Raw genomic sequence first — 14,585 nt, 5'->3', positions numbered from 1 at the left:
TAGCCGGTTACGGCGGCTGGAAAAACTGTCAGTCGGTATGGTTGTCGCCTTCGATGTGACGTCATTATCGACATAGTGGCGTGCGCTACACCATTGGCAACCTCTCGGTTGAAGCCGATGGACCACTGACGGGGTCCTTACCGGAGTTCTACCCAAGTGTCAGCCGATTATTCCGAAAAACTCACCGAGGTATTCCCCGGCGCCGGCGTGGCTACGCGAGACCTGCGACAGCGAGCAGCTTGGCGAGGTCGCGACGCGTCAGGTGGTGGTCGTGCCGGGCGAGCCGCTGGAGTGTGCGGTGGGCCATCCAGTCGTAGCGCAGATCCTCCGGGCTGGCACGTTCGGCCCCCTGCAGCGCCAGTATCGCGGCGAAGTCCTCACCCTTGCGGCCGTAGGCGTAGGCAGTGGTCAAGTAATAGCGAGCAAGTAGATCGACCGAGGCATCATCGGGAAGGTGCACGTCGGCCGCGAGCTTGATCGCATCGTCGACGCGCCCGAGTCGCAGCGCGATGTCCATTCCGGTGATGGCGACTTCCGGGACACCGAACCACACTGTGCGAACGTGGTTTTCCGCATCGAGACGTTCGGCGATACCGGCGGCCTCGGTCGCGAGTCGCTCGGATTGCTCGAGGTCGTTGGCGCTGGAGGCACCCTCCGCGGCCAAGAGTTGCAGTGCTCCGTATACCGGGCCTTCGGCCTGCGCCGGCGTGGCCGTGGCGAGACGTCGCGCGGCGGCGAGCGCGTAGTCGCGGCTCTCCGCGGGGTAGCCCAGCGCCAGCAGCGCGCTGGCGACATGCCAAGAACTGACCGCGACCAGGGTGGGCTGCGCAGGTGGGGTGAGGATCCCGATGGGCCGGTCGGCGACGAGCCACGCCAGGTGGTGGTTGCCCACCCTGGCCAGCACGAACCGTGCCAGGTGGTAGGCCTCGGCCAGCACGCGTCCCGCTTCCTCGAGCTGTTCGTCCGACGTGGCTTGCGCGGCGGCGCGGATGGACCGTGCCGCCGCGAGCACTTCGGGTAGCCGAGTAGCGATTTCGGTGTAGCGATGACTCGACCCGAGCCAGCTGCGCCAGCATTCTTCGAGTGCCTCGCGCACGGTGGCCAGCGGCGGCGGCGAGTCCATGGTCGTCGTGGCGAACGCCTGCGTCGAGGGATGATCCATGATGGCTCGGTTGAGCGCGGTGAGCTGCAGGCCCATTTCGCCGATTTCCCGAGCTCTGGAAATGCTCGAGGACGGCCAGCCGATCAGGTCGACGGGATCGTCGAAGCGCAGGACTTCGGCCAGGCGATACACCATCTCGATGCTGTCGAGGCGACGGTGGCCGCGCTCGATCTGGCGCAGCCACTCCTCGCTGCGGCCGGCCAGTTGCGCGACCACCCGACGGGAAAGGCCCAGCCGACGACGGCGCAACTCGATTCGCTCGCCCGCGTTCAGCGCTCGGTGGTTCACGACCATCCGAACCCCTTCCTCAGGTGTTCGTGACCGGATGCTCCCTCCTGCCAGGTAGCTCCCCGTTGCCGCCGGACTACGTAGCCTAGTCGAAAAACATTGGTGTGGCGGATATTTGGTCGATCGTCGCCGACTTCTCAGCTGCACGTGCAGGAGACGGGTCGGCAACGGCGGCGCTGCTGATGGTGTCACCGCACGATGTGGGCATACGGGAGCAAGACGCCGATAACGATCTGCGCGGCCCGGGGACATGCGATAACGGTGTGATTACGGCGCTGACGGGTGACCGACGCGGATCGACGGAGCTGGGTCGAGCCGGACGGTCCCCATGTGATGCATTGTCAGGTCGGCCATTTCGGCCAGGATCGACCCATCCGGTGCGATCGCCCGCAGCGCGGCCGCTCCGTTCAGATCGCCGAACAGCTGAACGCCCGTGCCGTATCGGCTGTCGAGGCCGACATCGTTGACCCGGCCCTGCGACAGGTCGATGCGACCGATCGCGCGAGGCACCAGGATCGGCTGAGCACCATTGGTGGCTGCGGCGAGTGCGAACGTGCGCAACATCGCGTCCAGCAGCAGCCATGGGGTGCGCATGTGCTCGAGAAAACCGGGCCGATCCGGCGGTAGCGACCAGGCGGCCGTCGACCGCTGATCCGCTACCCGGGCCTGGGTGATGTTGTCGAAGAATCCACCGATGTGGACCGGAGATTCGGGCTGACAGTACGGATCGCGCACAGCTCGGCCGAGCAGCTCGGCGGCGTCGCTACGGTGCGGTGCCGGCGCCGACTCACCCACCGACAGCAGGACTTCGGTGCGGAAGTAGCGCCGCCGAGGTCCCGGCGCTTTGCCGTTCGCGGCGGCGACCTCGGAGCTCAGTTCGACGAATACCGATGGCCCTGGCTTTTTCCCGGTCTCGCCGACCGTGGCGGTGATGTGCAGCTCGGTGCTTCGGCGGCCGGCGAACGGTTTGATGAAGGCCTCGAATCGGGTATCGCGATAGCCGAGGACGATGGCGTCGGGCCGTAACGCCATAGCCGCGCGTGCCGCGATCTCCAGCATGAGGGTGCCCGGCACTGTCGCCTTACGGTCGACGACATGATCGGTCAGATAGCCGTCCCGGACGCGGTCGAACCGGTAGTGCCAGCACCCTGTCGTCTCGGTGAGTTCGACCGGCTCGCCGAGGAATTGGTCGTTCGGATCCCGGTCCTCGGCCAGGTTGTGCGGTCGCCCGGCCCTGAGCATGTCGCGTTCGTTGTCGCCGAGAAATACCGCGCAGCCGGTACCCGAGCCGAGTTCGTCCAGGAACAGCTGTGTCCCTTCCTGGGTGGTGATGGCGCTGAGCTGTCCCTGGCGCCGCAGGTATGCGCGGTCCACGTGGTCGGCGCGTAGTCCGGTTTGCCACCAGAGCGGGAAGGCGAGGGTGAACTCGTGGTCGTCGGATCTGCGCGCGCACGCGGCCAGAAAGTCGTTGGCGGCGCTGTAGTCGGTATCCCCGGGCAGTCCGATCGCGCCTGCCACCGAACCGATGTTGCACCACCGCGCCGGCGGATGCTCGGCGAGCGCCGCTTTCACATTCTGGTATCCGATGACCTTGGTATCCCGGATGTTTCGAAAGCTGTCGAACGACTTGTTGGTCAGCAGTGCCGGTTCGGACAACCCGGCGGCGTGGATCACTAGATCCACCCGCCCCTCCGTCGCCAGGACGTGGTCGACCGCGGCCCGCACGGAACCACGGTCCAGTACGTCGCAGTGCCGATAGTGCAGGTGCCGCGCGCCGAGCTTTTCCGCGAGTTCCTCGAAAGCCCGATGGCGGGCAACGCTTTTCAACTGTCGGTCGGCCCGTTGCACGAGGGATCGGATCGGCATGTCCGGCTCGGTCTCGCGAAGCTGCCTGATGAGCTCGGCGCGTAGCTCGGCAGGGGCGGCGCCGTCAGCGGCGGGAACGTACTCGGGTGTTCGGGTCGGATCGGTGCGGGCGAGTAGCCACACCGTCGGCTTGACCTGCTCGCTGAGCGCTCGGAGGATCGCGACCGGCAGCCCGCCGGTCCCGCCGGTGACCAGCAGCACGGAATCGTCGGTGAGGGGTAGTTCCGGACCTGCGGCCGAAACCGGCTCAGGGGTAAGGACTTCGTGGAGCCGGACACCGTCGAGATGCCAGACCACCGATCCCGGTGCGGCCGCCCGTCGTTCGAGAGCCAGCAACTGCATGGCAGCGGCCTGCGGCGCGTCTGTGAGTACCGCGCAGATCGGCGCGCCAGGGCGTTCCCATGCCAGGCTCTTGACCAAGCCGGTGAACAACGCTGCGTACGGGTGCGGCAGGCCTGTTGCCGGCTGATCGGGCAGCAATACCGTCAGGGCACTCTCGTCCGTCCAGCGCGGCCACAATCGCTGAGCCGCAAGGAAAGTCAGATCATGCAGACGCAGCTGTGCGGTGTGGTCCGAGTCCGGGCGCGGTTCGACGGTCGCGCCGCGCCCGCAGATCACGGTGAGTACCGGATTCGCCCGATCGATGATGGCCTGCACCCGGTCGTCGGCCGGATCGTCGACGTCGGCAGCCAGGATCGTCGCGTCCGCCCCGGCCAACTCGTCGCGCACCAGCCGCGCCGACTCGGCGGAGTCCACGAGGACCAGACTCCCGGCAGGGATCGTGCTGTGCAGGGCTACCGGCCCGTCGAGTGGCGCCGCGGCCAATGTAGGCACATATCGGCTGGTGAGGCGCTCCGTCTGGCTGCTAGCCGGCCCGGGCGCGTCGGTCGCGACATGGACCCGGTCTCCGTTCGGCAGGAACATTTCCGCGGCTCCTGCCGACCCTTCGACGGCCCGGAGCAGGTCGACCGCTCCCGCGGCCCCGAGATAGTCCCGGTGCTCCGGCCGGTCATCCTGTGCGACACCATGTTCGCGGGCAGCTGGAGAGCTGCCCGGCTCGGCACGATCGAAACGCAGCAGTGCCGCGATCGGCCAGCCGCGGCGCCTGGCCTCCTCGGCGGTGGCCAGCGCAATGAGGAAAGCGCCCTCGGACAATCGCTCCGGCGGCCTGCCGAGGATGTCGGCGAGCTGATTACCGGAGTTACCGTTGAGCGCCAGCAGTAGAGCCAGCTTCAGGTCGCCGGTCTGCAGATACCGTCGGGCGGTGCTCAGCGCCGCCATCGCGGAGTCGTCGCCCGCGTCCACGGCCACGCTCATGCCGCGCAGATTGTGCCTGCTGGTGATGCGGGAGGCGATGACATTGGTCATCACACCCGCGTAGGTGTCCTCGTTGCACGGGGGTACCCGCTCGCGCACCGCGGACAGGACTGACTCGACCAGTGGGGAAAGCCCCTCGGCGGCATCGGATTTCGCGACGGCGCTGAGCACGTCGTCGGCGTAGGTGCGAGTGAACGCGTCGGCGAGGGCGACCGGGACCCCGGTGTGCGCGGTGATGACTCCGGTCGCCTCGCGGACGTCGTCCCACAGCTCTCCGTGGTCGCGAAGGAAGGTGTCCGCGACCTGAATTGCCATCAGATGACAGCGATCGATCGTCGCGATCGTCTTCGGCGTCAGCCGTATCTCGGCCGGCGTGGGTGCCGGATAGGGGACGCTGAAGCAGCGTTGCGGAGCCGCGCCGTTGCCGCGCAGCCAGTCGCGGATCCGCGCACGGTCGGGGTTGCCCGGTAGGTGGGCGCTCCAGGCGACCACCGCCAGATCACCGGTCCGCGCAGGCCGGGCGGATCGAACGGTGCCGCTGCTCGGGCGATCGGTGAGCAGGAGGTGACCGTTGGTGCCGCCGAAGCCGAATGCCGAGATGCCCACCGTCCGAGGTCGCTGCGGGTCGGCCCGGAACTCGCTGTCCTCGGCCGATATACGGGTGCGGTCCTGCTGCACATCGTCAGGCGCCGAGGTGAAGCCGAACTGTCCGGGAATGCGCCCTTCGCGTAGTGCCTCGGTGGCGTGGATCAGCGACACCGCGCCTGCGGCCCAGCCGGTGTGGCCGACCACCGCCTTGTTGGAGCTGCACGGGTATCCGTCCGGGGGAGCGAGGTCGGCTAGCGTCCGCAGTTCCGCGCGGTCCCCTGCGGTGGTGCCGGTGGCGTGCGCGACGATCCAGTCGACATCCTCGGGCGCGGTGTCGTTGATATCGCGGGCACGTTGGATCGCGAGCCGTTGTCCCGCTGGGTTCGGCGCCGCGATCGCCTTGCCACGCCCGTCGGCGGCGGCGCCGAATCCGGTCAGCACACCGAGGATTTCGTCACCGTCGGCGCGGGCACGCGACAGCAGCTTGAGTGTCACGACAGCTGCCCCGTCGCTGAACAGTGTGCCATCGGCCGTCGCGTCGAAGGCACGGACTTCACCCCGGTGCGACAGACCACCGAGCTTGGCGAACATCACCGCCACCGTCGGATTCAACGCCTCGAACCCGCCGCAGTAGGCGACGTCGCAGTCGCCGGCCAGCAGCGCCTTGACCCCGAAGTCGACCGTGTACAGCGAGGACGCGCACGCGGTGTCGATCACCATGGCCTCGGTGACCGAATCGACGAGTCCGGCGATGGCATCGCGCACCACCATCGTGGGAAGGACCGGCGCGCCCGCGCGTGCCCGCGGGTATCGCCGGCTGAGCAGCTCGCGCAGTGCAGTCTGCTCGCCTGCGGCCTCGGCCAGTACCTCGGTCACCACGTGTTCGGCCAGGGTATGGCTACCGCCCGGCCAGGCACCGATGTAGACCGCGCACCGGTCCGTCTCGGTAAGGTGCACACCATCTTTGGCCTGCAGCAGGCTGTGCCGAAGCCACCGGGTGGCTTCGTCGAGGATCGGACCGCCGTTCGCTTCTTCGGCTGCCAGGTCAGGATGGGGACGGAAGTCGTGCAGATGGCCACCGACCCGGCAGTAGGTACGGTCGACGGCGGCCGGGTCGGACGCGTGGAAGTTCTCGATGGCGAAACGGTCACCGGGCTCGTTGAAGACCGATACCGGCTGCGTCAGCAGGCGCCAGAATTCCTGCGGGCTGCTGGCACCCGCGATGCCGAGGCCGGTACCGACCACAGCGACGAGCTGATCATCGGAGCCGGACGGTTCCGGCGCCGGATCATCGGTCGGCGGTGACGAAACCGCCACGTCTTCCGGCGGATCAGCAAGCCGCGCCGCCGCGGCGGACTGCGCGGGTACGGCGGGTGGCGACAAGCTCGCTGAGCCGAGCGAGAGCCCGCCATCGGCGAGGATCACCTGGCCGGTGATGAACGCTGCGCGATCCGACGCCAGGAACAACACGATTTCGGTGAGGTCGGTTTCGGTGGCCAGCCTGCGCAGCGGGGTCGCCGCCAGCACCGTGCGCTGGAATTCGGCGCTGTCGGGGAAGAGATCACCGGTGGCGTTATCGATCAAGCCGGCCGACGCGGTGTTCACCCGGATCCCGTCAGGGGCGAATTCCACTGCCAGATAGCGGGTGAGCGCTTCGAGGGCTGCCTTGCTCACCCCGACCGTCGCATAGTTCCCGATCACCAGGCCCGCCCCGATGGACGACAGATTGACTATCGAGCCGTCGCGTCCGGCCATCAGGGCGGCCGCGGCCTGCGCACAACGCCTGCTGCCGTCGAGATTGACCGCGAAGGCCTTCGTCCAGTCGTTGTCGCGCAGCGTGCCCAGCGGCGCGAGCGTCCCACGGGCGGCGTTGTTGATCAGAATGTCCAGTCCGCCATGGTGATCGGCGATCTTCCCGAACATCGCGCGGACGGAATCGGCGTCGGCCACCGAGCCGCGCAGCAGCTCAGCGCTGCCGCCTGCACCGAGTATGTCGTCCACTGTCGCTCGGGCATCGTTCTCGGAATGGAAGTAGTTGACCAGGACATGCGCGCCCTGTTCGGCCAGGCGCCGCGATATTCGCCGCCCCACCCCCTTGCCGCCGCCGGTGACCACCGCGATCTTTCCGGTGAACTCGCCGTTCATCGCGGCACGCCTTCGTCGTGCGCGACGGCCGCGCCGTCCTGATCGGCGAGACTGCGCAGCAGCTCGGCCACCTCGGCCAGGGTCGAGTAGGAGGTCACGCGAATTTCCGCGGAAGGTTCGGGCAATCCGAACTGTTGCCGTACCAATCGGAACGCTTCGATTTGCTTGATCGAGTCGATGCCCAGGTCGGCCTCCAGGTCGACGTCCGCGTCCAACATCTCGGCCGGATAGCCCAGAGTGTCTGCATATATTTCGCGGATCCGCGCGACGAGGTCGGCCGTCCCGGGCAGTCCGGTGGTCTGGGCCTCGGCAGCGTCGGACTCCGGTGTGGCGCTGTGGTCCGGTGTGGCGCTGCGGTCCGGCTCGGTAGATTGTTCCGGCGCAGTACGTTTCGGCTCGGTACTGCTTTCCGGCACCGCTACCGGCACCGGCACGAACGACGCCGCCTGCTTGCCGTTCGATGTCCCGCCGTCGGTGTCGGCGCGCTTCGGCGCCGCGTCGACGGCACCCGAATCGGGCGGGCCCGACGCCGCCGATTCGACCGCCTGCCGAAATTCCGCAGCCGAACAGCGCCGCCGCAATGGCGTGACCGTGTCGGCGGCCGCGGGCAGGCAGGCGGGCACCATCCTGGTCAGCGTGTTCCGGCCGCCCGATTCGAGGAAGCAGCGCACGCCGTCGCGGTACAGCCGCAGCAGCGCGTCGTAGAACAGCACCGGCCGGGTCAGATGACCGCCGACCCAGGATCGGATGTCATCGGCGGAACCGACGTATCGCCCCAAAACCGGTGAGTAGACCGGAATTCGGGGCTCCGCGACCGGGATATCGGCGAAGGCCCGGCTCAGATCGTCGGCGGCGTCGAGGAGCAGTCTGTTGTGGAAGGGCTGGATGGCGCGCAGCCGAGTCGCTCGGATGCCCACGGCTGCGGCGATGCGCTCGACATCGGTAAGGCCGGCGTCCGGCCCGGAGACGACGCATTGTTCCGGTCCGTTGTCCACCGCCACGGCAACGCGTGGCTCGGCGACGAAGTCCACCAGGTGCGCCGCGCGGTGACTACCGATCGACAGTGCCAGCATGCCGCCGGACGGGATCGAATTGCTCTGCAACGCAGTCGTTCTGCTGAAAACCAGCCGGGTTGCGTCCGGCACGGTGAGCGCACCGGCAGCCGTGAACGCCGACACTTCGCCGAGACTGTGCCCGAGTACGACATCCGCATGCCGGCCGATCGACACCAGGATCTGATAGGTGACGATATTGCTCGCGAACAACGCCGCATCGAGGTCGGCCGACTGATCCGCTACCAAGTCGTCCAACGACGGTGCGCCGGGGTCGACGAGCAGTCGCGACACGGGTGCGTGATCCAGCTCCGCGCAGACCTCATCGATCTGGTCCAATACGGCTTGGGCAGCAGGGAATTCGTTGATGAGCCGGTGCAGTGCCCCCGGTATATACGAGCCTTGCCCGGGGAACATGAAGGCGGTTCGAACAGTCATCGGAGACTTCCTGAAGTTGTTTCGGTCGGCTGTTGTGTCGGTGGGGCAGATCGCGTCAGAGTTGGGGAAGGTCGAAGGCGGCTGCGAGGTCGGCGATATCCGGCACCAGTTCGTCGCAGAGGGCACGGCGGTGCTGCCAGACATGGTCGAGCAATGGCGACGGGACGAGACGCTGCTCGACCAGCAGCCCGGCGTTCTGCTGAATCCAGGACAGCGCGTACAGGCGCAGCAGCCGACGAACGGGCGGGGGTGCGCCGTCGTGTGCGGTGTGCAGCAGCTCGAGGACAATCCGGTCGGCTCGCGCGGTGGCGGCTGCCTGTGCGAGAGCGAGATTGTCGTTCCAGGTGGTGAATTGGTCCGATCCGGTGCGCCGCGACTGTGCGAGGCGAGCGGTGAGGCGTTGATGGAAATGACGTTCGGCATTGCGCGCCAACGACACCCAGCTCTCCGGTGCGGTCAGCTCCGCCGCCTCGATCGAGCGCGGGTGCTGGCCGGGTGGCTGATATCGATCGGTATCGGTCATCGCGTGCGCGGTGTCCATGAGGATGAGCTCGTTGTCGCCGCCCGCGCAGAAGTACGAGTTCACGAAGCCGTGAAAAGCGTTGAGCCGATTGCCTGTAACGAACCCGGCGGCGCCGCAGTGTGTGCGGCAACTGGCGATCGCGTCCAAGGCGATACGGGTCGCGCAGGCCTTCAACAGCGGGAGCTCACTGTCGACCGTCGACCAGGGCGCCCAGGTCGCGTCGCCGAGCGCCGGTGCCGACGCGGTGGCGCTCTGCAGGATCGTGTGCTTGCTGAGGATCGTGAGTACGTACGCCGCCGCTAATGCGCCCAGCACCGCTTCCTGCTGGTTGCGGTAGCGAATGAGCCCTTGTTCGGGGGCGAGTCGTCCCATGGTCACGCGATTGGCACTGTGCGACTGCAGGATTCGTGCCGATGCCTGGGTGACACCGGCGCAGGCGGCGATAACGCCGCGCCACACGTGCGGTGCCCCGATGCTCATCGTGCGTGCGAGACGGCCTGCGGCATCGCCCGTGGTGTCCTGGAACCGGCCTTCGGCGTCGATCGCGGCACCGTCGCTGAGCCAGGCGTGCACGGGAATTCGCATGCTGTCGAAACGTACGGACGCGAAATCGCAAGGTAGCGCGAAGGAGTCGGGTGCCGGGGTGATCTGCACGCCCGGCACCGTGGCACCGTCGGCGCTACGCAGCTCGACGATGAACACGAACACGCCTCGCTCTGTCCCGTCCACCATCAACTGTGCGTAGACCGCTCCGGTCTTCGGGACGCCCGGATGGCCGGTGCTGTTGGGGAATTTGCTGGCGTCCGCGTCCGGGGTGTGCAGAACGAAGTCGCCGGTCGCCGGATCGAAAACGGCCTGTGTGCGCGGGTGCAGGTGGCTGTTGCTGCGCGAGCTCTCGGTCATCAGGGCGGAGCCGAACGAATCCATCGACTCCAGTCGCGCCCGCACGGCCGCCAGACCCGCGCTGGGCCCGGCCGGGATGGAGCGCAGGATCGGCGCGAGCACCAGCGTGTAGTGCACGAGCAGGATATGGAACATATCGGGGTCCGCGACGGCGGCCCGAGACAGGAGCGCGCACAAGGTGTTCGGATCGTCCAGCAGCTCCGTGGCGGGCGGTGCCGCTCGACCGGCGTCCCGCGCTCGGGCGTACACCAGGGTGAGCCGCTCCTGCCGGGTGGTTCCATCGGGCCAAGCGAAGAAGGCATCGGGCAGCGCTGACCGGAGCCGTTCTCGAAGCTTCCGCTGTGCCGTACCGAATCCCGGACCGTCCAGGAACGCCTGGAGTTCGGCTCGCAAGGTATCGCCCGAGGTGACATCGTGATCGATCGTCATGTGCGTATTCCTTCTTCAGCGGAGTCGAGGGAACACGAGGGGTTCGGACCGTGGGATGGTCGACCACGACAGGTCACCGGCCAACGGCGCCAGCGTGTTCGCGCTGGGCAGCGTGGCGTGCACACAGCGGCAGAGGCCGTCGCCGACACCGAGTTCGACGAACAGTTCCGCGCCCTGCTTGCCGACATGTTCCAGCGCCGCAACCAGATCCAGCGAGTTCGTCACGCAATCGACCAGGGCTTCGCGCAGATCGTCGGTATCGGCATAGGTCCGATGACCGACCGGAGAATGCACCGATACCCGCAGCGGCCGCTGCGTCACGCGGCTCAGGCTCGCCCGGAAGCGGTCCGCCACGGCGACGAGTCCCGGATGGTGTGAGGCATAGGGAACGGCCAATCGCACCAGGCGTGGGCGGTCGCCGTCCGCCGCGAACAGGGCCTCGATCGCCTCCGTCGGACCGCTGACGATGGTCTGCTCCGGACTGTTCACGCAGGCGACCACCAGGTCCGAGCGGCCGATTCGGTCCAGCAGCTCCCTGGTCTCGTGCTCGGCGGCGAGCACCAGAACCATCGCGCCCTTGCCCTCGAAACCGCGGAAGGCGGCGTTGAGCGCGCACACCGCGCGGGTGCCATCCGAGATATCGAAGACCCCGGCGCAGACCAGGGCGGCGATCTCGCCGAAACTCTGCCCGACAATCACGTCGGGCCGGTGGCCCAGCGAAGTCAGTACGCGATCGAGGACCACCGAGATGGCATATGTCGCCAGTTGCGGTACGCCGGGGGCCAGCGGCTGGTCCGGCGCGTCACTGAGCAAGACCGTTCGGATGTCGCGCCCGGCAGCGCCCGCGGCCTCTTCGATGTCGTCGAGGATCTCGTCGATCGCGGCCCAGGTTTCACCGCCGGCGTGATAGAGCCCGTTCAGCGCACCTCGCGGATCACCGCCCTGCCCGGGGACGAGGAATACCAGCGACTGCGGTCGAGTATCGTTGTGCCCGTTCATCGTTCGACCTCCTGGTCGCCGTTTCCCCACGTGAGAACGGTGCTACCCCACGTGACACCGGCGCCGAAACCGACGATCAATATCCGGTCGCCGGCATGCAATTGACCTTCGGCGCTGGCCTTGGCAAGTGCGTACGGCACCGAACCTGCACCGATATTGCCCACCATGTCGCCCACGATGACCAGGCGGTCCACGTCGAATCCGGCTTCCGCGCAGGCAGTGCGCAAGAGCACCGGATTCGGTTGGTGGGTAACGATGACGTCGATCTGATCGGCGGTCAATCCAGCTCCCCGCAGTGCGGTGGCGGCGGCCTTGGGAAATATCTCGAGAATGAAGTCGCGGACCGCTCTACCGTCCATGTGAATGACATGTTGGCCTTGCTCCAGCGTGTCCGGGCTCGCCGGACGTTTGCTGCCGCCGGCTGGGATCAGCACGTCGCCCGCATGGTCGCCATCGGAACCCAGCTCGATCGGGCTGAATCCGGTTCCCGCAGGCACCGGCCCGAGAATCGTGGCCCCGGCGCCGTCGCCGAACAGCACCGCGGTAGCCCGGTCCTCGGAGTCGAGGAAATGCGAATAGGCTTCGACGCCTACTACCACCGCGCACCGGGCGCCGGTGCCCGCGCACAGGTAATCGACGGCGACCCGAGTGCCGAACAGCCAGCCGGTGCAGGCGGCCGAGACATCGAAGGCGACCGCCTGATGGGCTTGCAGCAATGCCTGCACGCGGCAAGCCGTGGAGGGCCCGAGCTCGTCCGGCGTCGAGGTCGTCACGATGATCAGATCCAGATCGCCGGCGTCCAGGCCCGCCGCGTCCAGGGCATTGCGCACCGCCTCGACTGCTAGATCGGACGCGGACTGACCGTCACTGGAAACGTGGCGCTGGTATATCCCGGTGCGCTCGACGATCCACTCCGGCGTCACTCCCGTGAGGTCGTCCGCGACTTCCTCATTGGTGCGCACCTGTGGCGGGACGAAGCCGCCCGCGCCGAGGACGCCGATAGCTCTATTCGAGCTGACGCAACGGCCGTCGCAGTTGTGCGCGTTGTGTTCGAGATGTTCCAGACTAATTTCTGCCATCGATATCACTTACTTCCATTCCGGAAAAACGATCTTTGAAACGTACTACTATCCGTGCGCGGTAGGTCCCATCGATAATGGGTCACACGCTGTCGTCGGCGTTGGACGCCAAAAGTCGGCGGGTGCGCGCTGCCACGAAATTGTGGCTGTTCGGCTCCGCTTCCGATGGTTTGCGTAGCCCCCAATAGCACACCCCCTCGAGTGCACCCACTTCGATCGCATTGTGGTTCCCAACTCTCGTGGCCGAGTCGACCTACCACATTTGTTGGACGATGCGCCGAGTCGCGGACTTATGTTCGTTGGACCGAATGGCAACGCGGCGCGCCCGGTTGTACGTCACCGGCGCCGGCCATCCGCGCCACCCGACGACCCAGGAGATTCCCATGCGGCAGGCGGACAGATTCCGCACCGGCATACTCGATCTGAGTTTGCAGCCTCGAATCACACCCGACCTCACGTTTCGGACGAACCGGTGGCTCGCCGCCGCGGGGCAGGCAGACTCGCTCTTCGTGCCGGACCACTTGACGGGGCTCCTGCCCGGCTCGATCTGGCAGCCGCGGTACATGGGGGCCGCACGGCTGATCCCCAGGGCCAACGCGCATTACGACCCGTGGACCGCCCTGGGCTACATCGCGGCGCAGAACAGTCTCAAGCGCCTGCGGCTCGGCGTCGGCGTCACCGACGCCGGCCGGCGCAACCCCGCGGTCACCGCGCAGGCGGCCGCCACCTTGCACGTATTGAGTCGCGGGCGCGCGATTCTCGGTATCGGACCGGGGGAGCGGGAGAACAACGAGCCCTACGGTGTGCCGTGGCACGCGCCGGTGGCGAGATTCGAAGAAGCGCTGGCGACGATTCGACTGCTGTGGGAGTCCGAAGGTCGCCCGGTCAGCCGCGACTCCGAATACTTTCCGCTGCACGATGCGATCTTCGAGATCCCGCCGTACCGCGGCACCAGACCAGAAATCTGGATCGGGGCGCACGGGCCCCGCATGCTCCGTGCCGCCGGACGCTATGCCGACGCCTGGTTCCCCGCCTATCCGCAACCCGCTCCCGAATACCGCAGCAGCTTGGAGCGCGTGCGGACCGCGGCGTCCGACGCGGGCCGAGATCCGATGGCGATAGTGCCTGCCGCAATGCTTTTCGTGATCACCGGTCTGACGCGCACGCATATCGAGGAAACGGTCGAGTCGGTCGGTGCCCGGGCATTCGGACTGTGCATTTCGGCGGATATGTGGGCGCGACACGGTGTGGAACACCCACTGGGCGCCAAGTTCTCCGGCATCCAGGACCTGTTACCGCAATTACTGGACGAGGACACGGTGCTGTCGTATGCGGAGAAGGTGCCGGGGTCGTTGGTGCGGGACTACTGCGTCACCGGGACGCCTTCGGAGGTCGAGGAACGCATCGCCGAGTGGCGGGACCAGGGCCTGCGGTACGCCGTTCTGGTGGACCTCAGTACCTTCCACCCGAATATCGGCAAGGGCCTCGCTGCCTCGGTTCCTTTTTTGCGCATACTCCGACGGTTACGCAAACTCTGATCAGTAAAGGAGAGGTGACTCTCGTGGATATCGAATCAACTCATCTCACGGATTGTGTCGCGCCGTGCGGTCGGCTGGTCGACGACGAGCACGTCGAAGATTCCGATGGATTCGGGATGATCGTGCGGGTCGACCGCTACGAATGCGGGTGCCAGCATGTCCGCCGCGAATATCACGACGGAAGTATCGGCGAACGCACAACTCGACACGACGGCAAGGAACTGCCCTGCGCCCATCGGCCGGAGCAGGGATCGTAGG

General features: G+C 67.0%; 8 protein-coding genes. 1 reads left to right on the top strand and 7 read right to left on the bottom strand.

Annotation, left to right across the window (positions count from 1 at the left end):
- Window positions 1-211 precede the first annotated feature (211 nt).
- The 6 genes from IBX18_RS34320 to IBX18_RS34295 all read right to left on the bottom strand — a co-directional run bounded on the left by IBX18_RS34320 (window position 212) and on the right by IBX18_RS34295 (window position 12,789).
- Window positions 212-1,456, bottom strand: a complete 1,245-nt coding sequence (locus IBX18_RS34320) for a helix-turn-helix domain-containing protein (protein ID WP_194837610.1) — start codon at window positions 1,454-1,456, stop codon at window positions 212-214.
- A 261-nt stretch (window positions 1,457-1,717) separates the two neighbouring features.
- Entirely contained in the window at window positions 1,718-7,366 is a 5,649-nt protein-coding gene (locus IBX18_RS34315) for an SDR family oxidoreductase (RefSeq protein ID WP_194837609.1), read from the bottom strand.
- The gene (locus IBX18_RS34310; RefSeq protein ID WP_194837608.1) at window positions 7,363-8,856 is read right to left on the bottom strand and encodes an acyltransferase domain-containing protein; all 1,494 of its coding nucleotides are present in this window, start codon (window positions 8,854-8,856) and stop codon (window positions 7,363-7,365) included. Before IBX18_RS34310 ends, IBX18_RS34315 begins: the two co-directional genes overlap by 4 nt.
- A 55-nt stretch (window positions 8,857-8,911) precedes the next feature.
- On the bottom strand, window positions 8,912-10,711 hold the full coding sequence (locus tag IBX18_RS34305; RefSeq protein ID WP_194837607.1) for an acyl-CoA dehydrogenase: 1,800 nt from the start codon (window positions 10,709-10,711) through the stop codon (window positions 8,912-8,914).
- Between the two features lie 15 nt (window positions 10,712-10,726).
- A complete protein-coding gene (locus IBX18_RS34300; RefSeq protein WP_194837606.1) occupies window positions 10,727-11,710 on the bottom strand; it encodes an ACP S-malonyltransferase in 984 nt (327 codons plus the stop codon).
- Complete coding sequence (locus IBX18_RS34295) at window positions 11,707-12,789, bottom strand: 3-oxoacyl-ACP synthase III family protein (RefSeq protein WP_194837699.1); 1,083 nt, start codon at window positions 12,787-12,789, stop codon at window positions 11,707-11,709. The genes IBX18_RS34300 and IBX18_RS34295 overlap by 4 nt, the downstream gene beginning before the upstream one ends.
- A gap of 383 nt (window positions 12,790-13,172) precedes the next feature.
- Here IBX18_RS34295 and IBX18_RS34290 point away from each other — a divergent pair, with 383 nt between their 5' ends.
- Complete coding sequence (locus IBX18_RS34290; protein WP_194837698.1) at window positions 13,173-14,327, top strand: LLM class flavin-dependent oxidoreductase; 1,155 nt, start codon at window positions 13,173-13,175, stop codon at window positions 14,325-14,327.
- A 35-nt stretch (window positions 14,328-14,362) separates the two neighbouring features.
- Here the strand turns inward: IBX18_RS34290 and IBX18_RS34285 are convergent, their stop codons facing one another.
- A complete protein-coding gene (locus IBX18_RS34285; protein WP_194837605.1) occupies window positions 14,363-14,563 on the bottom strand; it encodes a hypothetical protein in 201 nt (66 codons plus the stop codon).
- Window positions 14,564-14,585: the final 22 nt, after the last annotated feature.

This window comes from Nocardia sp. XZ_19_369 (assembly GCF_015355715.1).
Taxonomy (GTDB): Bacteria; Actinomycetota; Actinomycetes; order Mycobacteriales; family Mycobacteriaceae; genus Nocardia.
This window is presented reverse-complemented; position numbering and strand designations above follow the sequence as displayed.

Excerpts from the sequence above, each read along its gene's own strand:
- IBX18_RS34305 (WP_194837607.1), bottom strand. The coding sequence starts at position 10,711 with ATGACGATCGATCACGATGTCACCTCGGGCGATACCTTGCGAGCCGAA.
- IBX18_RS34285 (WP_194837605.1), bottom strand. The coding sequence starts at position 14,563 with ATGGGCGCAGGGCAGTTCCTTGCCGTCGTGTCGAGTTGTGCGTTCGCC.
- IBX18_RS34300 (WP_194837606.1), bottom strand. The coding sequence starts at position 11,710 with ATGAACGGGCACAACGATACTCGACCGCAGTCGCTGGTATTCCTCGTC.
- IBX18_RS34295 (WP_194837699.1), bottom strand. The coding sequence starts at position 12,789 with ATGGCAGAAATTAGTCTGGAACATCTCGAACACAACGCGCACAACTGC.
- IBX18_RS34320 (WP_194837610.1), bottom strand. The coding sequence starts at position 1,456 with ATGGTCGTGAACCACCGAGCGCTGAACGCGGGCGAGCGAATCGAGTTG.
- IBX18_RS34315 (WP_194837609.1), bottom strand. The coding sequence starts at position 7,366 with ATGAACGGCGAGTTCACCGGAAAGATCGCGGTGGTCACCGGCGGCGGC.
- IBX18_RS34290 (WP_194837698.1), top strand. The coding sequence starts at position 13,173 with ATGCGGCAGGCGGACAGATTCCGCACCGGCATACTCGATCTGAGTTTG.
- IBX18_RS34310 (WP_194837608.1), bottom strand. The coding sequence starts at position 8,856 with ATGACTGTTCGAACCGCCTTCATGTTCCCCGGGCAAGGCTCGTATATA.